Genomic DNA, 22,553 nt, shown 5'->3' with positions numbered 1-22,553 from the left:
CACCGTACGACCCGCCACTGACAACGGGTCCGGATCAGCGGTTCTGCGAAGCGCGGGGGCGTTCGCGGACCGTCTCGCGGCCGGTGTCGCGGTGGGCGCCGGCCGGGGGGCGGCCGGCGGAATGGGCGACGAGTTCACGCGCCGGCACGCCCGGCTTGTACTCGACGGGAGTCCAATCGGAGCTGCCCGTGATCATCAGCGGGTCGAACAGTACGACGGCGCCGGTGAGCAGGAGGAAGAGGAGCGGGCCGATCAGCATCGGCGTGAGCAGGGCGGCCGACGACTCGCCGGTGGCGGCGGCGCCCGTTTCGTGCAGGTGGACGCTGAGGGCGGCCATGCCCGTGTAGTGCATGCCGACGACGGCGAGACCCATGACGAGGCTGGCACCGACGCTCCAGAGGAACCCTTTCGCGCGCCCGGCCGCCCAGAGGGCCGCGGTCGCGGCGACGACGGCGATGACCACGGAGGCCGCGACGGTGAGGGTGTTGTACTCGAGCGTGCCGTCGAGCCGCATCCCGGCCATGCCCAGGTAGTGCATGCTGGCGACGCCGAGGCCGGTGATCGTGCCGCCGGTGAACAGGGCGGAGCCGGTCGCGCCCCGGTAGCCGACGATGAAGATCCCGATCCCCGCCATGACGATGGCGACGGCCAGGCTCGCGTACGTCGTCGGCCGGTCGTAGCCGATCGACGCCTCTTCGATGGTGAAGCCGGTCATCGCGACGAAGTGCATCGTCCAGACGCCCGAGCCGATCGCGGCCGAGCCGAGGGCGAGCCAGCCGGGGCGCCAGGAGCGGGCGACGAGCAGGGCGCGGGTGGTGCAGCGCAGGCCCAGGGCCCCACCGAGGCAGGCCATGAGACAGGCCACCAGCGGGGTGACGAGCCCGTAGCTGAATCCATCGACGGTGCCGTGCATGCGCGGTTGCCCTTCCGCCCTCTTGAAGTCCCGGAAATCCGTGAATGCCCCCGTCCCAGGACCGCCACGCGATCAGGGTTGACGCTGAGAGTATGACTGCCACCGGAATGGCCGAACGACTTTCCGGCAAAGAAGCACGGCCTCGTCGCAGATGTGCGGCACCCGTGAGCGGGCGCGGTCGACTCTGTGCGGACCGTGACTCCACCCGTGGCCCTTCCGAGAGCGCCTCGTTGACTCTGTGCTGTCACTCTTGCACTGTCTGTGACCACCCGTCGCGAGGAGTACGTATGCACGCGCGCGCAGTCGCCGCCCTGACCACCGCCCTCGCGGCGGCCGTCGCCCTGTTCCAGCCCAGCTCGGCTGTACGGGCCGCGGACGCCCACCGGCCGCAGCCCGTGGTCGTCGCCCACCGGGGTGCCTCCGCCCACGCCCCGGAGAACACGCTGCCCGCCGTCGACAAGGCGGCGGCGCTGGGCTTCTCCTGGGTGGAGAACGACGTGCAGCGCACCAGGGACGGCGAGCTCGTGGTCATCCACGACGCCACCCTGAAGCGGACGACCAACGTCGAGCAGGTCTTTCCCGGCCGGGCCCCGTGGAAGGTGAAGGACTTCACCGCCGCCGAGATCGCCCGCCTGGACGCGGGTAGCTGGTTCTCCCCCAGGTTCGCGGGCACGCGCGTGCCGACGCTCGACCAGTACATGCGCCGGCTCGAACACAACCACGAGAAACTGCTCCTGGAGATCAAGAACCCGGAGTTGTATCCGGGGATCGAGGCACAGACCCTCAAGGTGCTCGCCAACGACGGCTGGCTCGACCACCGGCACCTGGCGAGCCGGCTGATCGTGCAGAGCTTCAGCGCCGCCAGCGTACGGACCGTACACGCGCTGAAGCCCGCCGTCCGCACCGCTTTCCTCGGCCACCCGGACACGGCGGACCTGCACCGGTACGCGGCCTTCGTGGACCTGATCAACCCCTCCTACCGCACGCTGTCGGCGCATTACACGGCGGCCGTCCGCGCGCACCGGGGACCGCACGGCGTCCCGCTGGGGATCTTCGCCTACACGGTGAACACCGCCGCCGGCACCCGGACCGTCGCCGGCTATGGAGTGGACGGCATCATCACGAACAAGCCGGAGGTGGTGCGCGCGGCGCTCAAGACCGTCTGATCGCCCAAGACCGTCTGGTATCGGCCGCGCAGGTCAGAGGGCGTTGTCAGTGGCGGGCCGTACCGTAATCGCATGGACAGCCACGAGCAGGACGAGCAACGGGTCGTACCGGACGAGCAGCGGGTCGTGTGGGCCGTCGTCGGTACCGGCATCGGCCCCCTGCTGCTGGCCGCGACCCCTGAGGGCCTGGTCAACGTCGTCTTCCATGCCACCGACGCGATACGGGAGCGCGCGCTGGACCGGCTGGCGTCCCGGCTGGGCACCGAGCCGGTCGAGGCGCCCGGCTCCCCGCTGCTCGCTGAGGCGATACGCCAGGTGCGGGCGTACTTCGCGGGCGAGCGGCAGGACTTCGAGCTACCGCTGGACTGGTCGCTGATCTCCGGCTTCAACCGGCAGGTGCTGCGCGAACTGGCGTCCGGCGTGCCGTACGGCACGGTCGTCGGGTACGGCGATCTGGCCGACCGGGTGGGGCAGCCGGGTGCCGCCCAGGCGGTGGGCGCGGCGATGGGCGCCAATCCGCTGCCGGTGGTCGTGCCGTGCCACCGGGTCGTCGAGAGCGACGGGGGCATCGGCGGCTTCGGCGGCGGTCTGGAGGCCAAGCGCAGGCTGCTCGCGCTGGAAGGCGTGCTGCCCGAGCCGCTGTTCTGAGGCGCCGGGCGCGAGGCGCACTGCTCGTAGTACCTGGCCGGGCATGCCCTCCTCGTGGTGCCGGACCGTGCGTGCGCTAGTGCCGCGGCAGGCAACGTTTGCCCGTGAAGGAGCGGCGTCCGGTGCGTGCTCTGGGGGTCCCCCCTGCTCGAAGAGCTCGGGGGAGTGCCGACCGGAAGTCCTCGTACTGGACGTACTTGGGCTTTCGGGCGATGCGGCGAGTGGGGGTCCCCCCTGCTCGAAGAGCTCGGGGGAGTGTGCCGGGCGTCGCGACGGGGCGAACGTTGTCTGTCGGGGCACTAGTCACCGCGCGTGTGCTGGTCGTAGTGCCGGGCCTCGAAGACGTTGCCGTCCGGGTCGCGGAAGTAGAAGCTGCGCCTGGCTTTGCCGCGCGCGCCGAAGGAGTCGTGGGACAAGCCGGAGACGGGGACGGCGTGCTCCTCCAGGCGGGCGCGCAGGGCGTCGAAGCCGTCGGCGGGCAGGGACAGGCAGACGTGGTTCACGGGGTGGCCCGCGCTGCCGGCCGCGCCGGGGACCATGTTCATGCGCTCGGCCATGTCGAGCGGGGCGAGGTCGAGGATCGTCTCCTCGTTCAGGCGTACGGAGGGGAAGGACACCTCGCCCGCGGCGAACTCGGCGACCCTGACCGGCTCCAGGCCGACCACCTGCTCGTAGAAGCCTGCCGCGGCGACCGGGTCGCGCACCCAGAGGACGACATGGTCGAGGCGTGGCGTGTTGTCGGTCATGCGTCCAGGCTGGTGCCGTGCGGTACGGGCCGCAAGGGTTTGACCCGGTGCGGCACCCGCCAGAGATGAGGGGAGAGCGCGACAGACGGGAGGCAGGCACGTGCTGGTGGTGTCCGAAGAGGTGCGGAAGGCGCTGGCAGCGCGTCGTCCCGTGGTGGCCCTGGAGTCCACGATCATCGCCCATGGGCTGCCGCGCCCGCGCAATCTCCAGGTGGCGCTGGAGCTTGAGGACGCGGTGCGGCAGGAGGGTGCCGTGCCCGCGACCATCACGGTGCTGGACGGCCATCCTCACGTCGGCCTGGACAAGGGGCAGTTGGAGCGGGTCGCGAACGAGGAGGGGATGCGCAAACTCGGCCACCGCGACCTGCCGCTCGCGATGGCCGCGGGGGCGAGCGGGGCGACCACGGTGTCGGCGACGGCGCTGCTGGCCTCGCTGGCGAGCATCCGCGTGTTCGCCACGGGCGGGCTCGGCGGAGTGCACCGGGAGTGGACGGTGACGCAGGACGAGTCCGCCGACCTCGGGCTGCTGGCGCGCACGCGGATCACGGTCGTGTGCGCGGGGGTCAAGTCGATCCTGGACGTGCCGGCGACGTTGCAGCGGCTGGAGACGCTGGGGGTCGCGGTGGCCGGGTACGGCACGGACCGCTTCCCCGGGTTCTACCTGTCCGACTCCGGTCATCCGGTGGACTGGACGCTGCGGACGCCGGAGGACGTGGCCGCGGTGATGCGGGCGCAGAACGCGCTGCGGGCGCCGGAGTCGGCGCTGATCGTCGCCAACCCGGTGCCGCGGCAGGAGCAGTTGGATCCCGAACTGCACGCGCGTGTGCTCGCCGACGCGCTGCACGCGTGCGCGGAGCAGGGTGTCACGGGGCAGGCGGTCACCCCGTTCCTGCTCGACTACTTGGTGCGGCACACCGACGGCGCCTCGCTGCGCGCCAACCTGGCGGCGGTGCGCGGCAACGTACGGCTGGCGGCGCGGATCGCGGCGGCGTGGGCCCTGCCATGACGGGCCCTGCCGAGACGGACGGCGGGGGCGGGGCGCTGCTGGTGGTCGGGGACGTCGTGACGGATGTCGTCGTACGGCATCGCGGCCCTCTCGCGACCGGCACCGACACCTCCGCCGCGGTCCGGATGCTGCCCGGCGGGGCGGGGGCCAACGTGGCCTGCTGGGCGGCCCACAGCGGGTGCCGGGAGGTCCGGCTGCTGGGGCGGGTGGGCGCGGAGTCGGCAGTCTGGCACGAACGGGCGCTGGTCGCCTCGGGAGTACGCCCCCACCTGGTCGTCGATCCCGAGGCGCTGACCGGGACGGTGGTCTGCCTCGTCGACTCCTCGGCGGCGGCCGAGCGCACGTTCCTCACGGACAGCGGGGCTTCGCTGCGCCTTGAGGCAGATGACTGGTCCGAGGCGCTGCTCAATGGGGTGGCCAGGCTGCATCTGTCGGGCTACCTGCTGTTCTCCGGTACGGGCCGGGCGCTGGTGGCGAGCGCCGTCGCGGCGGCCCGCGCACGTGGGGTGCCGGTGAGCCTGGATCCCGCGTCGGCCGGGTTCCTCGTGACGCTGGGCGTGGACCGGTTCCTCTCGCTCATCGAGGGGGTGGACGTGCTGCTGCCGAGCCGCGACGAGGCCTGTCTGCTGACGGGCCTGCCCGACCCGGCGGACGCGGCGGCCGAGCTGAGCCGCCACGTCCCGCTGGTGGTCGTGAAGCAGGGCGCCGCCGGGGCACGGGTGGCGCACGCGGGTGCCGTCCGCGCCCACGTACCCGCGGTGCCGGCCACCGCGCGGGACACCACCGGCGCGGGCGACGCCTTCACCGGCGCCTTCCTCGCCGCCCTTCTGGCCGGCGCCGACCCCCAAACCGCGGCAGCCCGGGGCTGCGCGGCGGGCGCGCTCGCGGTGGCGCGGGTGGGCGGGAGGCCTCCGAGAGCCCGGTGGCATTCCGATGCCTCCGAGAGCCGGTGACCTTCCGGTCGGTGGCCCCGAGGTGCTACGGCTTGGTGCCCCACGCCGAGATCATCGGCGCTGTGGTCAGGTCCATGGTGCCGGAGGCCACGTTGGCCAGGTGCTGGTCGATCTCCTCGTCGGTGGCCAGGCCCGCGGTGACGAGGCGGGCGCGGATCTGCCGGACCGTGGCGGACTCCAGGGCGGTGCAGGCCGGGGAGGTCACCGGAAAATAGGCGTCGGCCTCCACCTGACGCAGGCCGGCCTCGCGCAGCAGGCGCGGGAGCCTGCGGCCGTAGGACAGGTCGGCGCCGCGGTCGGCCAGCAGGCGGCGGAAGCCGCGGCGCAGCCGGTTGGCCAGTTCCTCCGCCGGGCCGTGCTCGTCCGGGCAGAGCAGGGGCTGGAGGGCGGGGTCGGCGTCCTCCAGCAGCAGCCGTCCGCCGGGGCGCAGTGCCTTGATCATGGACCGCAGGGCCCGTTCCCGGTCCGGCACGTGGACCAGGACGAGCCGGGCGTGCACGAGGTCGAAGCCCTCCCCCGGCGGCTCCTCGGCGCCCACGTCGTGCACCCTCACCTCCACCGGCGGGCGGGCGGCCCCGGCGACCAGTGACGTGTCGATGTCGGTCGCAACGACCGTGCCGGTGGGGCCGACCCGCTCGGCCAGCCAGGAGACGACAGAGGTACCGCCGGCGCCGACCTCCCAGCAGCGCCATCCTGGTCCGACGCCGAGTCCTTCGAAGTGGCGGAACGTCGTGGGATCGAAGAGGGTCGCGAAGGCGTCGAAGCGCTCGCCGGCCTCGGTCTGCCGGTTCTCGAGCAGATATCGGCTTCCACCCGGGCCCTCGCCCCGCCCCGCGTCCCGGCCCTCGTCCCCGTCCTTGTCCCAGCCCTTGTCCTGGTCGGTGTGCGCGCCCGAATGCCCGTCCGGGTGCCCGTCGCTGTGCGTCATACCGGGATCATCCCAGCCTCCTTCTGCGCCTACCGTGCCCGTCCACAGGCGGGAACAAAGCGGAATGTGCGGTTTCCACAGGCTTACCCGGCGCTCACGTGAGCCTGGCAGACTGGCTCGACCAGGCGGCAAAAGGTGCACGCGAGGAGATCTGGATGTCCATGGCGGGGAATCTGCGGAAGGTGGCTCGGCTGGCCCGAGGGCGGCGCCGGGTCGACCTGAGCCATCCCGCCCGGTCCCCGCTGGGCTCCTCCGTGGTGAACTGCGTGGCCTACCAGGACGGCGAGCGGATCCCGGAGGCCGGCGATCTCGTGGAGGCCGTGACGCGGGTGCGCAAGGCCCGTGCCGGTTTCGTCTGGCTGGGGCTGCACGAGCCGACGGACGAGGAGTTCGCGGGCATCGCGGACCTCTTCGACCTGCACCCGCTGGCGGTGGAGGACACGGTCAAGGCGCATCAGCGCCCGAAGGTGGAGCGGTACGGCGAGACGCTGTTCGCGGTGTTCAAGACGGTCTGCTACCTCGAGCACGAGAAGCTGACGGCGACCAGCGAGGTGGTCAGCACCGGCGAGATCATGGTGTTCACCGGGCAGGACTTCGTGATCACCGTGCGGCACGGCCGGCACGGCTCGCTCGGTCCGCTGCGCGAGGAGCTGGAGTCCGATCCGGGGCAGCTCGCCAAGGGGCCGGCGGCGGTGCTGCACGCGATCGCGGACCATGTGGTCGACGACTACCTGCGCGTCACCGACTCGTTCCAGGAGGACATCGACGAGGTGGAGACCGAGGTGTTCGCGGAGGACGGCGCGCGGGTCGATCCGGGGCGGATCTACCAGCTCAAGCGGGAGCTGCTGGAGCTGAAGAGGGCCGTCGTGCCGCTGGGCCGCCCGCTGGAGGAGCTCTCCGCCCGGCCGATGCAGGTGGTCGGCGCGGAGATACAGGCGTACTTCAGGGACGTCCTCGACCACCAGACCCGGGCCAAGGAGCAGATAGCCGCCTTCGACGAACTGCTGAACTCGATTCTCCAGGCCCACCTCGCGCAGGTGACGGTGGCGCAGAACGAGGACATGCGCAAGATCACGGCATGGGCCGCGGTGATCGCCGTGCCGACCATGGTGTGCGGGGTGTACGGCATGAACTTCCAGGTGATGCCGGAGCTCCACTGGCGGTACGGCTATCCGCTGGTCATCTGCCTGATATCGGCCGTGTGCGTGTCGCTGTATCGCGGCTTCCGCCGCAACGGCTGGCTCTGAGCCGCCGGCCCGGGCTCAGCCGTTCCAGGCCGGGTGCCGGGGGTCGTCGGCGCGTACCAGGACGTCGGCGGTGCGGGCGGGGTCGGTCTCGGCGTCGTAGCGCTCGAAGGCGGGCAGCGTCCAGTGCTCGGCCTCCGGGGTGCGGCGGCGCAGGGCACCCGGGGAGAGGAGGACGTGGACGGTCAGGTCGAAGGGGAACCAGTGACGCAGCAGGAGGGGGCCGTGCAGCAACAACGGGGCGCCGGGCGGGAGCTGGACGTAGGCGCTGCGGGTGGCGCGGTCGGTGACCGGGTCCCACAGGTCGGGCAGGACGCGTCCGTCTCCACCGGGTTCGAGCGGGCCGAAGACCTCGCGCCACAGGGCGCCGGTGTCGAGCCAGCCGTTGTAGTAGGACTCCTCGTCCCGGTGGCCGTGTTCCAGCCGTAGGGAAGCCGGACGCAGGAAGCCTTCGGTGCCCACGACCAACGCGGGGCGGCCGAGGGGCCGCAACGCCTCGGCGACGCGGTGGGCCAGGTCGCCCGGGAGGGCGGCAGGGGCACCGTCGAAGGCGATGCGCGGCCAGGGGCTGCCATCGGCGGGCTTCAGGTCGAGCAGGCGCTCGGCGAGGAGGTCGCCGAGCCGTTCCCAGGTGATCGCTTGAAGACGCACACGGCCCATGATGCGTCAGGTTGGAAGCGGGGTGCGGCGGGAGGAGCGTCCGGGTACGCACCCGGGAATGTACGTCGTATGGCCTCGCGTATGGCCCCGCTCCCGGTCCCCCGGCCGTCCGACGGCCTCCTCGTCCTCCAGCCGCTGCGGCGCAAGCACTGCGCCGCGTGCCGGCGTGGCCCGCTGCCGCTGCTCGTGCTGGAGGAAGGGATGCCGCGGTGCCTGGACTGCGCCGACCTCGGGCACCTGGTCTTCCTGCCGCGCGGCGACACCGCGCTGACGCGCCGGTCGCGGGAGGAGAGCGCGCTGTCGGCGGTGGTGGTGCGGTTCAACCGGCGCAGAAGCCGGTACGAGCGGCAGGGCATCCTCGTCGAGGAGGCGGCGCTCACCCGCGCGGAGCTGCGGTGCCTGGCGGACGCCGAGGCGCGGCGCCGTCGCCGCGCGCGCGACGCACGGCGGCGGGCGGCCGAGGACATACGGTTCGCGGACGCGTTCGCGGCGGAGATCCTGCGGCTCTTTCCCGCCTGCCCGCCGGACCGCGCGCGGGCCATCGCCGGGCACGCCTCCCTGCGCGGCAGCGGACGGGTCGGCCGCAGCGCGTCGGGGCGCGCGCTGTCCGAGACCGCGCTCATCTCGGCGGTGGCGGCCTCCGTACGCCACCTGGACACGCCGTACGACCGGCTGCTGATGAGCGGGGTGGCACGGCCCGAGGCCCGGCAGCGGATCAGGGCCGCCGTGGACTCGGTGCTGCGGGCCTGGCGGGAGCAGAACCCGCACGCGTAGCACCCACCCGAGCCGACGGCTCCGCGCGCCCCGCACCACAGACACACCCGGCTCCGCTCGTACCGCTCCACGGACACACCCGGCTCCACGCGTACCGCTCCACGGACACACCCAGCCACGCGCCCCACACCACGCACAAACCCGACTCCGCGCCCCCGCTCCACGGACAGACCCGACTCCGCGCCCCCGCTCCACGGACAGACCCGACTCCGCACGCCCCGCACCACGCCCCCGCACCACGGACAGACCCGACTCCGCACGCCCCGCACCACGCCCCCGCACCACGGACAGACCCGACTCCGCACGCCCCGCACCACGCCCCCCGCACCACGCCCCCCGCACCACGCCCCCGCACCACGGACACGTCCGGCTCCACGCGCCCCGTACCACGGGCATTCCGGGCCCTGCACCTGGGGCGTGGCGGTCGTATCGTGGCCGGAAAGAGGTGGTGCCCGAGGCAAGGGGGACGGCCATGGCCGATCCCAAGGGTTTCATGACCACACCCCGCCAGGAGTGGCCCCGCAGGCCGGTCGAGGAGCGGGTGCGGGACTGGCACGAGGTGTACGTGCCGGGCGGGCTGCTTCCGATCATCAGCAAGCAGGCCGACCGGTGCATGGACTGCGGGGTGCCGTTCTGCCACGAGGCCTGTCCGCTGGGCAATCTGATCCCCGAATGGAACGACCTGGTGTCCCGGGAGGACTGGCGGGCGGCCGCCGACCGGTTGCACGCGACGAACAACTTCCCCGAGTTCACGGGGCGGTTGTGTCCGGCGCCGTGCGAGGCGGGGTGCGTGCTGGCGATCAACCAGCCCGCGGTCACCATCAAGAACGTCGAGTGCGCGATCGCCGACCGGGCCTGGGAGGAGGGGTTCACCCCGCCGCGCCCGCCGGACCGGCTGTCCGGGCGGACCGTCGCGGTGGTCGGGTCGGGGCCGACCGGGCTCGCCGCGGCCCAGCAGCTGACCCGCGCGGGACACACGGTCGCCCTGTACGAGCGGGACGACCGGCTCGGCGGGCTGATGCGGTACGGCATCCCCGCGTTCAAGATGGAGAAGCACCATCTGGAGCGGCGGTTGGAGCAGATGCTGGCCGAGGGGACGAAGTTCCGTACGTCGACGGAGGTCGGGCGGGACGTCGGGGCCGGGGAGCTGCGGGCGCGCTACGACGCCGTGGTGATCGCCACGGGCGCCACGGCCTGGCGTGAACTACCGGTACCAGGGCGGGAGTTGATCGGAATCCACCAGGCGATGGAGTACCTGCCGCTGGCCAACCGGGTGTGTGAGGGCGACATGGAGACCTCCCCGGTGTCCGCGGCCGGCCGGCACGTCGTGATCGTCGGCGGCGGGGACACGGGAGCCGACTGCCTGGGCACGGCGGTGCGGCAGGGCGCCGCGTCCGTGACCCAGCTGGACATCTACGCCCAGCCGGGCGCGGAGCGCGACGAGGACCTCGAGCCGTGGCCGACCTACCCGAAGATCTACCGGCTGTCGCCCGCGCACCAGGAGGCGGGCGACCTGGGCACGGCACCGGTCGCGGACGCCGACGCGCGGCTGTTCGCCGCGTCGACGCTCCGCTTCGCCGGTGACGCCGGCGGGCATGTCCGCGAGCTGCACCTGACCGAGGTGGACGCGGCGCGGCGCCCGCTGCCGGGCACCGAGCGCACGCTCACGGCCGATCTGGTGCTGCTGGCGCTGGGTTTCTCCGGCCCGTCCCAGGAGGACGGCCTCATCGACCAGTTGGGTCTGCGGCTCACCCCGCGTGGCACGATCGCCCGCGACCCCGCCTTCGCGACCAACGTCCCGGGCGTGTTCGCCGCCGGGGACGCCGCCCGCGGTCAGTCGCTGATCGTCTGGGCCATCGCCGAGGGCCGCGCGGTCGCGGCGGCCGTGGACCACCACCTGACGGGTGCCTGGAGCCTCCCGTCCCCGATCGGCCCGTACGACCGTCCGATGCGGGTGTGATGCCGACGGCGCCCCACCCTGGCCGACGGCGCCCCACCTGGCAGGCGGGGCGCCGCGGACATCACTCCGTCACGGCTTCCGAGCCACCGCCCCGTAGCCCGGGATGACTCCGTCGTCCTGGCCCGGGACCGGTTCGCCCAGTTCCGGGTGCCACTTGTGGACGACCTCCACGCCGGGGTCGACGAGTTCCAGGCCGTCGAAGAAGCGGGTGAACTCCTCGCGGGTGCGGAGGGCGAGGGTGACACCTCCCGCTTTCAACCTGGCCGTGGCCGCCGCCGACTCCTCCGGGGTGAAGTCCGAGGTGGCGTGGGTCATCATCAGGTAGCTGCCGGAGGGCAGTTCGGCGAGGAGACGCGCGACCAGGTCGTGGGCGCCGTCCTCGTCGGTGATGAAGTGGAGCAGCGCCACCAGGGACAGGGCCACAGGTTGGCCGAAGTCCAGGACCTTCCCCGCACCCTCCAGGATCGTGGCCGGGTCGCGGACGTCGGCCTGCACGTACTCGGTGATGCCCCCCGGCGCGCTGCGCAGCAGGGCCGCCGCGTGAGCCAGCACGATCGGATCGTTGTCGCAGTAGACGACACGGGCGTCGGGCGCGACCGACTGGGCGACCTGGTGCAGGTTCGGCTCGGTCGGTATGCCCGTGCCGATGTCCAGGAACTGCCGTATGCCCTGGCCGGCCAGCCACCGCGTCGCCCGGTGCATGAACGCGCGGTTGACCTTGGCCATCACCGGCACCCGCGGGTCGAGTGCCAGCATCTGCCGGCCGAGCTCCTCGTCGACCGGGTAGTTGTCCTTGCCGCCGAGATACCAGTCGTACATCCGCGCGGGGTGCGGCTTGCTGGTGTCGATCTCGGTCATACGGCACCTCGTAAGCGTCTGGAATGAGCAGTGGTCATGATCAAGTCGGTACCAAGATTAGGGAGTTGAGATAGCCAACAGACAGGGGCATTCAGGTCAGCAGGAAGTCCGCCTCTCCCGCCTTCGCGCCCATGATGAACGCCGTCATCTCGTCGGTCGTGTAGATGAGGGCCGGTCCGTCCGGGTCGGTGGACTGACGGACCGCGATCCGGCCGTCGTCCAGCTTCATGGCCTCCAGGCAGTTGCCTCCATTGCCCCCGCTCCACGGCTTGTGCCAGCCCTCGCTGCCGAGTTCACCGGCGGGCATGCCGTTGTAGATCCCGCGGCGCAGCCGCGGCTTGGGCTGGGACGTGATGCGTTCCATTCACAGCTCCTTGCGGAAATCCCGGAGGATCTCCTTCGTGCGATGTGCAGTAGCGGCCTGCGCCGCCATGCGGTCCATGACCTCGAGATGGCTCGCCACCTCCTGACGCGCGTCCAGGTAGACCGCGCCGGTCAGGTACTCGCTGTAGACCATGTCCGGCAGTTCGGGCATGGCGAATCGGAACAGCACGACGGGCCCGTACGTGCCGGCGTGCGGCCCCGCGGAGAACGGGGCGACCTGCAACGTCACGTTGGGCAGCTTCGCGGCTTCCAGCAGCCTGTCGATCTGAGCACGCATCACCTCGGGGTCGCCCACCTGCCGGCGCAGTGCGGTCTCGTCCATCACCACCCAGAACCTGGGGGCGTCCGGACGGGTGAGCAGATCCTGGCGTTGCATGCGCAGCGCGACATGGCGCTCTATGTCCTCGGGGCTGGTCTGGCCGACGGCGCCGGACTTGAGCACTCCGCGCGCGTAGTCCTCGGTCTGGAGCAGTCCGGGGACGAAGTGCGGCTCGTAGGACCGGATGAGGGCGGCGGCACCCTCCAGGCTGACGTACATCGAGAACCAGCCCGGCAGGATGTCGTGGAACCGCTGCCACCAGCCCGGCTGGTTGGCGTCCTCGGCCAGCCGCATGAAGGCCTCGGCCTCCTCGTCGGAGACGCCGTATGCCTTCAGCAGCAGTTGGAGGTACGGGATTTTGAGGGCGACCTCGGCCATCTCCATCCGGCGCACGGTGGCGGGGGCCACGTGCAGGATGCGGGCGGCCTCCTCACGCTTGAGCCCCGCGCTCTCCCGCAGGTCCAACAGGCGCCGGCCGAGCACGACCTGCCCGACGGTCGGCGCGGACCGCGGCTCGCTCACACTCCACCTCCACTGACCCAAGAGCGAACTGTACGGACGGACGTGAGGATTCAGGAGGTTCCCGTCATGAATCCCGCACTGCCCTCGGCAGCCGTTCGAAGACCCGTTCGAAAATCCGGCGGAGCCGGCGGTCTCAACTGGCGCCGCTCGACGTGCTGTTGCGAGCAGTGTGCCATGGCCCCTGAGCGCGTCAGCAACACTCTGCATTTTTCAGAGTGCCACTTGCCAAGTGTTCACGGCGGGGAGATAGTGGCAAGCGTGATTCCGTCTCCGCCCTTAGGAACAGACGCCGCCGCGAGCCAGTTGAGCCGCGGCGCGAGTACGGGAGCGGGCCCCGGCGGGGCCGTCGCCGAGCGTCGGTTCCGTTTCGAGCTGGCCGCGCACCCCGGTTCCCCCGCGCGGGCCAGGCGCCTGACCCGGACTCGGCTGACCGGCTGGTCCGTGTGCGAGGACACCTGCGACGCGGCGGCCCTGGTCGTCTCCGAGCTGGTTACCAACGCCATCGTGCACACCGCCAGCAGGCAGATCGTGTGCGAGCTGCAGGACGAGGACGAGCTGGTGCGCATAGCCGTGCGCGACGAGGGGTGCGCGCCGGGTGAGCCGCAGCCGTCGCCGCGGCAGCCCGAGGAGGAGCACGGAAGGGGACTGCTCCTCGTCGACGCCATGTGCCTGGCCTGGGGAGCCCATGAGCAGGGCACCGGCCTGGTGGTGTGGGCGGAGCTGCCGCGCCGCACCGCGCCCGCCCGGAGCGACCTGGGCTGGGGCGCCCGCCCCAAGCCGGCCCCCGCCCGCGACACGGGCGACAAGAACGAAGCGCAGGCTCACAGCCAGGCGCACCGGCAGACGCATCGGCAGGCACATCACGGAACGGGGGCCGCATGGCTGTGACCGGCTCCGGTGCCCTGGGCGGCTCCGGCCAGTCGCTCAACCTGGACACGCTCGTACGCCTGGGGCGCAGTCTGCGAACCCACGGCGCACCCCGGCGGCTTTCCGTGCCCGAGGGCATGACCGTCCCCCTGGGCTGCGACGCGGTCGCCATACCCGCCCACCTCGGGCCTCAGCTGATGCCCCGGCTGCCCCGCGTCGGCTGCGTCTACGCCGACCGCGCGCACTGGTGGTGGATCGTCCCCGCCGACTCCGACTACGCCCTGCGCTGGCCCGCCCCGGCCCACTACTCCCCGGGCGCGACGCTCCCCGCCTCACCGACGGCGCCCACGCTCGTGCACCGCCCGGCGGGCACGATCCCCTACACCCCGCCGATCCCCCTTTATCTGGCCCTGTGCCGGATCACCGGGACGACGCCGGCCTGGTCCCGCACCGTCAGCGCGTAAGGAAACCGGAGGGGCCGGTAAGCCGACGGGTCACACCGTGGCGCCACCGCCGGACTCTCCGCCCCGGACGATCACCAGGAACGTGTCTGTCGCGAGGTCCATGACAACCTCGGCGGGCAGGCCTTCCAGACGCCGCGCATGCGCGAACTCCTCCGCCGGCCACGACCCGCGCGGACCGCCGGCGGGAAAGCGCTCGAGCACCGTTCGCCCGTTCACCCTGCACCTCCACGTTCAATGCTGTACTTGCAGATTTAAACGCCATGCAGGGGGCGAACGCCTCTCCTGGTGACCCTACTGAGACGTACGTGACACCAGTTCACCACCAAGGGTGCGTCCCACTTCACATTTCCGGGCGGTACGAGCACCATCCGCACCGATCCGCGTACACCCCGTGTTCACGCGAGCGCCGCCGTAGGCACGCCAGTGCCCCGTGACCCGAGGTTGAGGGTCACGGGGCACCGCCACGTTCAGTGCCGAGCGGCGAACCCGACGAATTCGGCCCAGGCCTCCGGCGCGACGATCACCGCAGGACCGGCCTTGTCCTTCGAGTCGCGCACGTGCGTGGCGCCCGACCAGGAGGCGACCTCGACGCACTCGCCGCCCGAACCTGTGCTGTAGCTGCTCTTGAACCAAGCCGACTCGGGTACAGCGTTCATTTCTCTCCCAGCAACTTCTCGACGAGGGCCAGCGACTCGCGCGGAGTGAGGGCCTGCGCCCGCAGGATGCCGTACTGATCCTCGATCTCCCTCACCAAGCTCCGCTCTGTGTAGAGACGACTGTCCTTGTACGCCTCCACGTACGCGATCCTCTGCCCTTCCAACGTGTCGATCAAGGTGAACGGGCCTTCCAATGCAGCATGCTCTTCCCGCTCGATCGGCATCACCTGGATTTCGACGTTGCGACGCTGACCGCACAGCAGGATCTGCTCCAGTTGGCCTCGCATGACGCCCCATCCGCCCAGCGGGCGACGCAGCACGTACTCCTCGATGACAAAGCTGATGGTGGGCATGGGCGTGCGGGAGAAGATCTCCTGCCGTGCCAGGCGGGCGACGACCCGCTCGTTGATGGTCTCCTCGTCCAGCAGCGGCCGCCACATGGTGAATACCGCCCGCGCGTACTCGTCGCTCTGCAACAGCCCGGGTACCGCCTTCGTCGCATACACGTGGAGAGCCGCCGCCTTGGCCTCCAACCTGGCCGCATCCCGGAAGAACGCCGGATACTGCGCCCGAGCCACCCCTTCCTTCCCCGCCTTCAACACCCCACCGGCGTTCAGCAGGTCGTCGGCCTGGTCGATGAACTTGGGCGGCGGGATCCGCCTCCCCTGCTCGAAGGAGGCGATCGTCGAGGCCGAGTATCCGACCCGGCCACCGAACTCCGCCCGGTCGAGCCCCGCCCGTTCACGGCACAGCTTCAACTGCCGTCCGAAGATGTGCAGGATCCCCGAACCGGGCTCGCACTCGCGCTCCCGCTCGTCCTCCGCCTGCGCTTCCTCCACGCCCGGCACCTCCCGTTCGTACCGCTCCCGCCGAACACCGAACCCGCGCCACGACCGCTCGCGGGACCAACGCGCCGCGCGGAGGGCCGGTCACGCCTCACGCGCGTACAGCCGCGTACCGGCGGCGTACAGCCGGTGCCGGTGGCAGCGTCATACCTGGTCGACGTTACGCACAGGCAGCGAACGTTTACCCCATGAGATCAGCAACATCCCCACAAGGGCGTACGCCGCGGGACCCGGCGGCGGTGCGCGAGTTCGCGATGCGGTTCACGTCGACACCGAGAGGGGCGCGGTTGGCCCGCCGGCTGGTGGCGCACCGGCTGAACGACTGGGGACACCCGTACGCCTCGTCCGTGAACGAGACCGTCACCCTGGTCACGGCGGAACTGACCGCGAACGCCGTCCGGCACGGTCATGTCCCCAGGCGGGACTTCCATCTCCGGCTCGCGGAGAGCCGGGGCATCCTGAGCGTCGAAGTCACGGACACCCGTACCGAGCGGCTGCCCGCACGCGGGGAGCCGTGTCCTGACGGGGAGTCGGGGCGCGGTCTGCTCCTGATCGAGACCCTGGCGGACGACTGGGGTGTGGTTCCCCGGCCTGCCGGTCCCGGCAAGACCGTATGGGCGGAGTGCGCCTGCCCCGTATGACCGGCATGCCGTGCGAGCCCCAAGTGGGCAGCATACGTGTCAACTTGACGGGAGTTGTCGTGGACGCGATCGCTGCATTCCGTTCCATGAGCGTTCAACTCACCGTCCCCGCCCGGGTCGTGTGCCGTCCCTACGGTCCTTGAGGTCTGCGAAGGAAGGGACTCATGGACACACTCCTCGCGATCCGGGCGCGCGGGACGACCAAGTGTTTCGGCGATGTCGTCGCACTCGACGGCGTCGATCTGACCGTGGAGCGCGGCAAGATCCACGGCTTGGTCGGACCGAACGGCGCCGGCAAGACGACACTGCTCGGCCTGCTGCTGGGCCTGGCCGTCGCCGACAGCGGGTCCCTCGAGATCCTGGGCACGCCGGTCGGGCGGGCGCTCGCCGCTCCCGACGGTGTCGCCGGGTTCGTGGACGGGCCCGGTCTCTACCCCTCGCTCACCGCACGGCAGAACCTCGCCGCGCTGGCCGCTCTGCGCGGCCTCGACGCGCGGACGGCGGGGATCGACGACGTGCTCGACCAGGTCGGGCTCACCGATGTCGCCGACGACGCGACCCGGGGCTTCTCCCTCGGGATGCGTCAGCGGCTGGGACTCGCCGCGGCCCTGCTCACCAAGCCGCGGCTGCTCGTCCTCGACGAACCCGCCAACGGCCTCGACCCGGCCGGCAAGAACCACGTGCACGGAGTCCTCAGCCGGCTCGCGGCGGACGGCACCTGCGTCGTGCTGTCGAGCCACCGCATGGAGGACCTGGAGGCGCTGTGCTCCGAGGTCACCATCCTCGCCACCGGCCGGGTCGTCTTCTCCGGCCCGCTGAGCAAGCTGGCCGCCGAGAACCGCGAACTCGACTACCGGCTGCTCACCTCCGATCCGCAGGCCGCCCGCCAACTGGCCGCCGACACGGCCGGGATCCGCGTCGTCGACGGCGCCGGGGCACGGTACGGCGCCGAGACGCTCGTCGTACGCGCGCCGGTGCCCGCTCTCGACGAACTGGTGGCGCGGCTCGTGGGCGCGGGTATCGCGTTGCGCGAACTCGCCCCCGTGGTGTCGCCGTTGGAGGCCGCGTTCCTCGCCCTGACCGAGCAGCAGGAGGCCGGCCGATGACCGCGACCGCCACACACGAGCGCGCCACCGGCGCCCGCCGCGTCCCGGTGACCCGCGCCTACCGTTTCGAACTGGTCAAGCTGGTCTCGCAATGGCGGATCCGCCTGCTGGTCCTCGCCTGCTGGATCGTGCCCGCGCTCTTCGTCGCCGCGGTGAGCCTGCAGAGCACGCTCCCCTCCGACACCCTCTTCGGCCGCTGGATGCACGCCACCGGGTGGGCCGGACCGCTGGTGATGCTCGGTTTCGCGGGCACCTGGGCGCTCCCGATGCTGACCTCGGTGGTCGCCGGCGACGTGTTCGCCGCCGAGGACCGGCTCGGCACCTGGCGCCACCTGCTCGTGGCGGTCCGTTCGCCCCGGCGGATCTTCGCGGCGAAGGCGCTGGCCGGCCTCACCGTCATCCTGCTGCTCGTGGCCGGACTGGCCTGTTCCAGCACCGTCGGCGGCGTCCTCGCGGTCGGCAACCAGCCGTTGGTCGGCCTCGACGGCCACCTGCTGACTCCGGCGGACGCCGCCGGCAAGGTCCTCCTCGCCTGGCTCTGCGTCCTCGCCCCCACCCTGGCCCTCGCCGCGATCGGACTGCTCGGGTCCGTCGCGCTGGGCCGGTCCCCGATGGGGCTGCTGCTGCCCGCGCTCGCCGCGCTCGCGATGCAGCTCGCCCAGATGCTGCCACTACCCGTCGCCGTGCGCCTCGCCCTGCCCGGCTACGCCTTCATCTCCTGGAACGGCCTGTTCACCAGCCCGGCGCAGCTCGGCCCGCTCCTGATCGGCATCGTGGTCGCCCTGGTATGGACGGTGGCCGCCACGGCCCTGGCGTATCTGCTCTTCCTGCGGCGCGACTTCACCAACCCGGCCTACGACGGCTCCGGGCGCCGCGCGATCACCACCGGACTCCTGCCGCTGGCCGGGCTGACCGCCCTCACGGTCGCGGTCGTCGCCGTGGCGACGCCGTCGACGGGCTCCGGAATCGAGCAGGACAAGGTGCAGCGGTCGGTCGCCACGGCGTTCGCGCACCTCTACCGCATGCAGACCGAGCAGCTCAACCGCCCGGAGGTCACCGAGACGCAGCTGCGGGTCACGGCGGCGTGCGACAAGGGCGGCGGCCAGACCACCGCACAGGGGCCGGGCAACGACTGGCGCTGCGTCGTCACCTGGCATCTCCCCGGCGTCGACGCCCCGGGGACGGCCATCTACCAGCTCGACGTCACCGCGGACGGCCGGTTCGTGGCTGACGGCGACGGACCGAAGGAAGTGAACGGCTACTTCCTGGTGCGGACCCCTACCGGGGACACACCGAACCCGCTCTGGCAGTTCGACGGCAACGTCGAACTTCTTTCCACCACCCCGAAGGGATAACTCAAATGCAGGTCACACGCCGCCGCGTGCATGTCGGGAAGAACGCTTCAGGCCTTCTCGGTCGACAGACCGGCAGCCGGAGAACCGTCATGACGGCAGCCGCCACCGCGGTCGTCCTCGCCGTCAGCACCGGCATCGGTTTCGCCGCGACAAACCACTTCGGCACCGACCAGGTCGGCCAGACGACCGCCTTGGGCCAGCTCGTCTCCAGCGACCAGTACATCGACCCGATCGGCGAGCGCCTCGTCATCAACAACGGCAAGATCATGTCGTCCTCGGTCAGCCCGGACGGCACCCACGTCGCGGCCTCGGTCACCGACGGTGGAATGGCACTCGCCATCGTGGACCTGAAGAACTGGAAGGTGCAGCAGCTCGTCGGCAACAACGCGGCCGCGGACCTGCGCATCAGCGGCAACGACGTGGGCCAGGAAGGCCCCACGTACTCGCCCGACGGTTCGCAGCTGTGGCTGGGCCAGGCTGACGGCTACCGCAAGTTCACCGTGAACCCGGACGGCACCGTCGCCAACCCGACGTTCATCCCGATCCCGAAGGACGGGTCCAAGCGCGCGCTCGTGAGTGCTGCGGTGTTCTCGGCCGACGGCAAGACCGTGTACTCCGCGGTCAACGGCCAGAACCGCGTGGTCGCCATCAACGCGGCGACCGGGGCCATCGAGCAGAGCTGGACCGTGGGCAACGCCCCGCGTGGCATGGTCCAGGTCGGCACCAAGCTCTACGTCAGCAACGAGGGCGGGCGTCCGGCGAAGTCCGGCGACACCACGATCAACTCGTACGGCACCCAGGTGCCGGCCGACCCGAAGACCGGTGCCACCACCACGGGCACGGTCAGCGTCATCGACCTGGCAGACCCGACCGCCGCCGTCGGGAGCATCGACGTCGGTCTGCACCCGACCGCCATGTACGCCAAGAAGGGGGCGGTGTTCGTCACCAACACCGCCACCAACGACGTGTCGGTCATCGACACGCACCTCAACGAGGTCGTGCAGACCATTGCCACCCAGCCGTGGCCGGAGGCGTCGGTGGGCTACCACCCCAACGCGGTGACGCTCACCGACGACGGTCATCTGCTGGTGACGCTCGGCGGCGCCAACGCGGTCGCCGTCTACCGGTACACGTCCCCGCAGGAGCCGGTCAGCTATGTCGGACTGCTCCCGACGGACTACGTCCCCGCGGAGATCGCCACCGTCGGCAACGAGGTAGTGGTCTCCAACACCCGTGGTATCGACGCCCGCCGCCCCACCAACAGCGCCGGGCACGGCACCCACGACACGACGTCGAGCGTGCAGCGGTTCACGCTGCCGGACGACCACGTCATCAAGTCCGAGACGGCCAAGATCTTCAAGCGGAACGGCTGGACCAACGGCTCGGTCAAGCTGGCCGAGGGCAAGGGCCTGGGCCGGACCCCGGTGCCGGTCCCGACGAAGCTCGGCGACCCCTCGACGATCAAGCACGTCTTCATGATCGTCAAGGAGAACCGGACCTACGACCAGGTCTTCGGCGACATCCCGCAGGGCAACGGCGACCCGTCGCTGACGCAGTTCGGCGAGAACGTGACGCCGAACCAGCACGCGCTGGCCAAGCAGTTCGGGCTGTACGACAACACGTACGACATCGGCACCAACTCCGCCGAGGGTCACAACTGGCTGATGCAGGCCGACAACCCGGAGTACACCGAGTCCTCGGCCGGTGAGTACGTGCGCAGCTACGACACCGAGGACGACGCGCTCGGCCACCAGCGGACCGGCTTCATCTGGAGCGGTGCGCAGGCGGCGGGCAAGACCGTGCGAAACTTCGGCGAGTTCCACCAGTTCCTGACCAAGCCGGCGGACGCGACCTGGCAGAACCTGTACTGCGACAGCAAGAACATGGAGGCGAACGGTCAGGACACCGCCTACACCCTGAAGTCGTCCTCGCCGATCCCGTCGCTCAACGACGTGTCGGTGCCCGGCTTCCCGAAGTACGACCTCAGCGTCCCGGACGTCTACCGTGCCCAGATCTGGAAGCGTGACTTCGAGAAGAACGGGCCGGCGAACCTGAACATGTTCTGGCTCTCCAGCGACCACACCGGCGGTCCGGCGAGCGCGTCCGCCCAGGTCGCGGACAACGACCTCGCGGTCGGCAAGATCGTCGACACGATCTCGCACAGCAAGTACTGGAAGGACTCGGCGATCTTCGTTGTCGAGGACGACTCCCAGGCCGGCCTCGACCACGTCGACGGCCACCGTGCCCCGATCCAGATCATCAGCCCCTGGGCCCAGCGCGGCGCCGTCGACAGCCGCTACTACTCGCAGATCACGATGATCCGCACCATCGAGCAGATCCTCGGGATCCACCCGATGAACCAGAAGGACAGCGCGGCCAGCCCGATGCGTGGGGCGTTCACCGAGCAGCCGGACTTCACGCCGTTCACCGCTCTGCCCAACCGGACCCCGCTGACCGATGGTGTGAAGACCGCACCCTCCTGCGGCCTGGACACCCCGGCGCCGCAGAACCCCAAGGCGGCGGCCGTGGCGCCCGCGACGGTGCCGGCGGACCAGCAGGTGGTCGCGGCGAAGTGGGACAACTGGAAGTCGAAGCAGCGGCTGACCGGTCCCAACGCCAAGCCCGACTTCGCGAACCCCGCTCAGATGAACCACTTCACGTGGTACGAGACGCACGGGTGGAGCAAGCCGTACCCCGGCGAGAAGAAGATCTTCACGCCGGAGGACGTGCCGGGCGCGTACATCCCGTCGCCGGAGTCGGACGGCTGACGGCTGCTTGATCGCGTGAAGGGGCCCCTGACCGGCGGTGATGCCGGTCAGGGGCCTTCGCGGCTCCGGTGAACCACGTCCAGGTCCCGCAGATAATTCGGCTGCGCCATCGAGGGCGGGCGCGCATGATCGGGAAGTCGGCGGTCGTGCCGGAGGCGGAAGAAGGGGACGGGGCGTGAGCGTGAGTGTGGTGAGTGGTGTCGTGCTGCGGCGGGCCGGTGCGGCGGATGCGCGGGATGCCGCCGACGTGTGGCTGCGGTCCTTCGCCGCCGCGCTGCCGGGCGTCGTGAGGCCGCACTCCGACGACGCGGTGCGCGCCTGGTTCCGGGAGGTGGTGGTGCCGCACCGGGAGACCTGGGTCGCCGAGGCCGGCGATGGCAGCGGCGTCGTGGGGGTCATGGTGCTCGACGACGACATGCTGGAGCAGTTGTACCTCGCCCCGGACTGGCGCGGGCGCGGCCTCGGCGACCGCTTCGTCACCCTCGCCAAGGAGCGCAGGCCGCGGGGCCTTTCCCTGTGGACCTTCCAGGTCAACCGTCCCGCCCACCGCTTCTACGAGCGCCACGGCTTCGAGGCCGCCGAGTACACCGACGGCAGCGGGAACGAGGAGCGGGAGCCGGACGTGCGGTACGTGTGGCAGCCGTGAGTCCGGGCCGCGCGGCCCAGCCGCGCCGCCTAGTGCTGTGACCGGAAAGGTTTGCCGGAAAGCTCGCGGCGTCCGGTGCTGGGGGTACCTCCCACGCCGTTCAGGCTGTGGGGGAGCATCGCAA

Annotated in this window: 24 protein-coding genes; 14 read left to right on the top strand and 10 right to left on the bottom strand. The window is 71.2% G+C overall.

The window, feature by feature from the left end:
• Window positions 1–34: 34 nt before the first annotated feature.
• Window positions 35–913, bottom strand: coding sequence for an MHYT domain-containing protein (locus tag ACIQFZ_RS19725; RefSeq protein WP_376651403.1), 879 nt, complete (start codon window positions 911–913; stop codon window positions 35–37).
• 287 nt (window positions 914–1,200) lie between these two features.
• Between ACIQFZ_RS19725 and ACIQFZ_RS19720 the strand changes: the two genes are divergently transcribed.
• Window positions 1,201–2,079: a glycerophosphodiester phosphodiesterase family protein gene (locus tag ACIQFZ_RS19720; protein WP_365421282.1), complete on the top strand. Its 879-nt coding sequence runs from the start codon at window positions 1,201–1,203 to the stop codon at window positions 2,077–2,079.
• A gap of 72 nt (window positions 2,080–2,151) precedes the next feature.
• Window positions 2,152–2,727, top strand: a complete 576-nt coding sequence (locus tag ACIQFZ_RS19715; RefSeq protein ID WP_365421285.1) for a methylated-DNA--[protein]-cysteine S-methyltransferase — start codon at window positions 2,152–2,154, stop codon at window positions 2,725–2,727.
• A 299-nt stretch (window positions 2,728–3,026) separates the two neighbouring features.
• On the opposite strand, the gene ACIQFZ_RS19710 is transcribed toward ACIQFZ_RS19715, so the two are convergent.
• A complete protein-coding gene (locus tag ACIQFZ_RS19710) occupies window positions 3,027–3,473 on the bottom strand; it encodes a VOC family protein (RefSeq protein ID WP_365421288.1) in 447 nt (148 codons plus the stop codon).
• 100 nt (window positions 3,474–3,573) lie between these two features.
• Here ACIQFZ_RS19710 and ACIQFZ_RS19705 point away from each other — a divergent pair, with 100 nt between their 5' ends.
• Window positions 3,574–4,479, top strand: coding sequence for a pseudouridine-5'-phosphate glycosidase (locus ACIQFZ_RS19705; RefSeq protein WP_402691785.1), 906 nt, complete (start codon window positions 3,574–3,576; stop codon window positions 4,477–4,479).
• Window positions 4,476–5,432 carry a carbohydrate kinase family protein gene (locus tag ACIQFZ_RS19700; RefSeq protein WP_402691784.1) on the top strand — a complete coding sequence of 319 codons (957 nt, stop codon included), beginning with the start codon at window positions 4,476–4,478 and terminating at the stop codon, window positions 5,430–5,432. The genes ACIQFZ_RS19705 and ACIQFZ_RS19700 overlap by 4 nt, the downstream gene beginning before the upstream one ends.
• A gap of 25 nt (window positions 5,433–5,457) precedes the next feature.
• Here the strand turns inward: ACIQFZ_RS19700 and ACIQFZ_RS19695 are convergent, their stop codons facing one another.
• Entirely contained in the window at window positions 5,458–6,360 is a 903-nt protein-coding gene (locus tag ACIQFZ_RS19695; RefSeq protein WP_402691783.1) for a methyltransferase domain-containing protein, read from the bottom strand.
• A gap of 155 nt (window positions 6,361–6,515) precedes the next feature.
• Between ACIQFZ_RS19695 and ACIQFZ_RS19690 the strand changes: the two genes are divergently transcribed.
• Window positions 6,516–7,607 carry a magnesium and cobalt transport protein CorA gene (locus tag ACIQFZ_RS19690; protein ID WP_402691839.1) on the top strand — a complete coding sequence of 364 codons (1,092 nt, stop codon included), beginning with the start codon at window positions 6,516–6,518 and terminating at the stop codon, window positions 7,605–7,607.
• 15 nt (window positions 7,608–7,622) lie between these two features.
• Here the strand turns inward: ACIQFZ_RS19690 and ACIQFZ_RS19685 are convergent, their stop codons facing one another.
• On the bottom strand, window positions 7,623–8,264 hold the full coding sequence (locus tag ACIQFZ_RS19685) for a uridine kinase (RefSeq protein WP_383055959.1): 642 nt from the start codon (window positions 8,262–8,264) through the stop codon (window positions 7,623–7,625).
• Between the two features lie 81 nt (window positions 8,265–8,345).
• Here ACIQFZ_RS19685 and ACIQFZ_RS19680 point away from each other — a divergent pair, with 81 nt between their 5' ends.
• A complete protein-coding gene (locus ACIQFZ_RS19680) occupies window positions 8,346–9,038 on the top strand; it encodes a DUF2293 domain-containing protein (protein WP_365421311.1) in 693 nt (230 codons plus the stop codon).
• Window positions 9,039–9,510: 472 nt separating this feature from the next.
• Complete coding sequence (locus ACIQFZ_RS19675; protein WP_365421314.1) at window positions 9,511–10,998, top strand: glutamate synthase subunit beta; 1,488 nt, start codon at window positions 9,511–9,513, stop codon at window positions 10,996–10,998.
• Between the two features lie 69 nt (window positions 10,999–11,067).
• Here the strand turns inward: ACIQFZ_RS19675 and ACIQFZ_RS19670 are convergent, their stop codons facing one another.
• The 3 genes from ACIQFZ_RS19670 to ACIQFZ_RS19660 all read right to left on the bottom strand — a co-directional run bounded on the left by ACIQFZ_RS19670 (window position 11,068) and on the right by ACIQFZ_RS19660 (window position 13,081).
• Window positions 11,068–11,856: an SAM-dependent methyltransferase gene (locus ACIQFZ_RS19670; protein WP_402691782.1), complete on the bottom strand. Its 789-nt coding sequence runs from the start codon at window positions 11,854–11,856 to the stop codon at window positions 11,068–11,070.
• A gap of 91 nt (window positions 11,857–11,947) precedes the next feature.
• Window positions 11,948–12,220: a DUF397 domain-containing protein gene (locus ACIQFZ_RS19665; RefSeq protein ID WP_376651410.1), complete on the bottom strand. Its 273-nt coding sequence runs from the start codon at window positions 12,218–12,220 to the stop codon at window positions 11,948–11,950.
• Entirely contained in the window at window positions 12,221–13,081 is an 861-nt protein-coding gene (locus ACIQFZ_RS19660; protein WP_361411466.1) for a helix-turn-helix transcriptional regulator, read from the bottom strand.
• Window positions 13,082–13,330: 249 nt separating this feature from the next.
• Between ACIQFZ_RS19660 and ACIQFZ_RS19655 the strand changes: the two genes are divergently transcribed.
• Both ACIQFZ_RS19655 and ACIQFZ_RS19650 read left to right on the top strand, forming a co-directional pair.
• A complete protein-coding gene (locus tag ACIQFZ_RS19655) occupies window positions 13,331–13,969 on the top strand; it encodes an ATP-binding protein (protein WP_365421321.1) in 639 nt (212 codons plus the stop codon).
• Window positions 13,960–14,412: a hypothetical protein gene (locus ACIQFZ_RS19650; protein ID WP_365421324.1), complete on the top strand. Its 453-nt coding sequence runs from the start codon at window positions 13,960–13,962 to the stop codon at window positions 14,410–14,412. The genes ACIQFZ_RS19655 and ACIQFZ_RS19650 overlap by 10 nt, the downstream gene beginning before the upstream one ends.
• A gap of 30 nt (window positions 14,413–14,442) precedes the next feature.
• Here ACIQFZ_RS19650 and ACIQFZ_RS19645 read toward each other — a convergent pair whose 3' ends face one another.
• The 3 genes from ACIQFZ_RS19645 to ACIQFZ_RS19635 all read right to left on the bottom strand — a co-directional run bounded on the left by ACIQFZ_RS19645 (window position 14,443) and on the right by ACIQFZ_RS19635 (window position 15,907).
• Complete coding sequence (locus ACIQFZ_RS19645; RefSeq protein WP_365421327.1) at window positions 14,443–14,628, bottom strand: hypothetical protein; 186 nt, start codon at window positions 14,626–14,628, stop codon at window positions 14,443–14,445.
• A 251-nt stretch (window positions 14,629–14,879) separates the two neighbouring features.
• Window positions 14,880–15,068: a DUF397 domain-containing protein gene (locus tag ACIQFZ_RS19640; RefSeq protein ID WP_383055966.1), complete on the bottom strand. Its 189-nt coding sequence runs from the start codon at window positions 15,066–15,068 to the stop codon at window positions 14,880–14,882.
• On the bottom strand, window positions 15,065–15,907 hold the full coding sequence (locus ACIQFZ_RS19635) for a helix-turn-helix domain-containing protein (RefSeq protein WP_402691781.1): 843 nt from the start codon (window positions 15,905–15,907) through the stop codon (window positions 15,065–15,067). Before ACIQFZ_RS19635 ends, ACIQFZ_RS19640 begins: the two co-directional genes overlap by 4 nt.
• 194 nt (window positions 15,908–16,101) lie before the next feature.
• Here ACIQFZ_RS19635 and ACIQFZ_RS19630 point away from each other — a divergent pair, with 194 nt between their 5' ends.
• The 5 genes from ACIQFZ_RS19630 to ACIQFZ_RS19610 all read left to right on the top strand — a co-directional run bounded on the left by ACIQFZ_RS19630 (window position 16,102) and on the right by ACIQFZ_RS19610 (window position 22,429).
• The gene (locus tag ACIQFZ_RS19630) at window positions 16,102–16,554 is read left to right on the top strand and encodes an ATP-binding protein (RefSeq protein WP_402691780.1); all 453 of its coding nucleotides are present in this window, start codon (window positions 16,102–16,104) and stop codon (window positions 16,552–16,554) included.
• A gap of 164 nt (window positions 16,555–16,718) precedes the next feature.
• Window positions 16,719–17,660 (top strand): ABC transporter ATP-binding protein, encoded by a 942-nt coding sequence (locus ACIQFZ_RS19625; RefSeq protein ID WP_383055972.1) that lies wholly within the window; start codon window positions 16,719–16,721, stop codon window positions 17,658–17,660.
• The gene (locus tag ACIQFZ_RS19620) at window positions 17,657–19,015 is read left to right on the top strand and encodes an ABC transporter permease (RefSeq protein ID WP_402691779.1); all 1,359 of its coding nucleotides are present in this window, start codon (window positions 17,657–17,659) and stop codon (window positions 19,013–19,015) included. Before ACIQFZ_RS19625 ends, ACIQFZ_RS19620 begins: the two co-directional genes overlap by 4 nt.
• Before the next feature lie 5 nt (window positions 19,016–19,020).
• Window positions 19,021–21,783, top strand: coding sequence for an alkaline phosphatase family protein (locus ACIQFZ_RS19615; protein WP_402691778.1), 2,763 nt, complete (start codon window positions 19,021–19,023; stop codon window positions 21,781–21,783).
• A gap of 175 nt (window positions 21,784–21,958) precedes the next feature.
• Window positions 21,959–22,429, top strand: coding sequence for a GNAT family N-acetyltransferase (locus ACIQFZ_RS19610; protein WP_376651415.1), 471 nt, complete (start codon window positions 21,959–21,961; stop codon window positions 22,427–22,429).
• The last annotated feature ends 124 nt before the right edge of the window (window positions 22,430–22,553 follow it).

The sequence above is a fragment of the Streptomyces sp. NPDC093064 genome, assembly GCF_044754605.1.
Taxonomy (GTDB): domain Bacteria; phylum Actinomycetota; class Actinomycetes; order Streptomycetales; family Streptomycetaceae; genus Streptomyces.
This window is presented reverse-complemented; position numbering and strand designations above follow the sequence as displayed.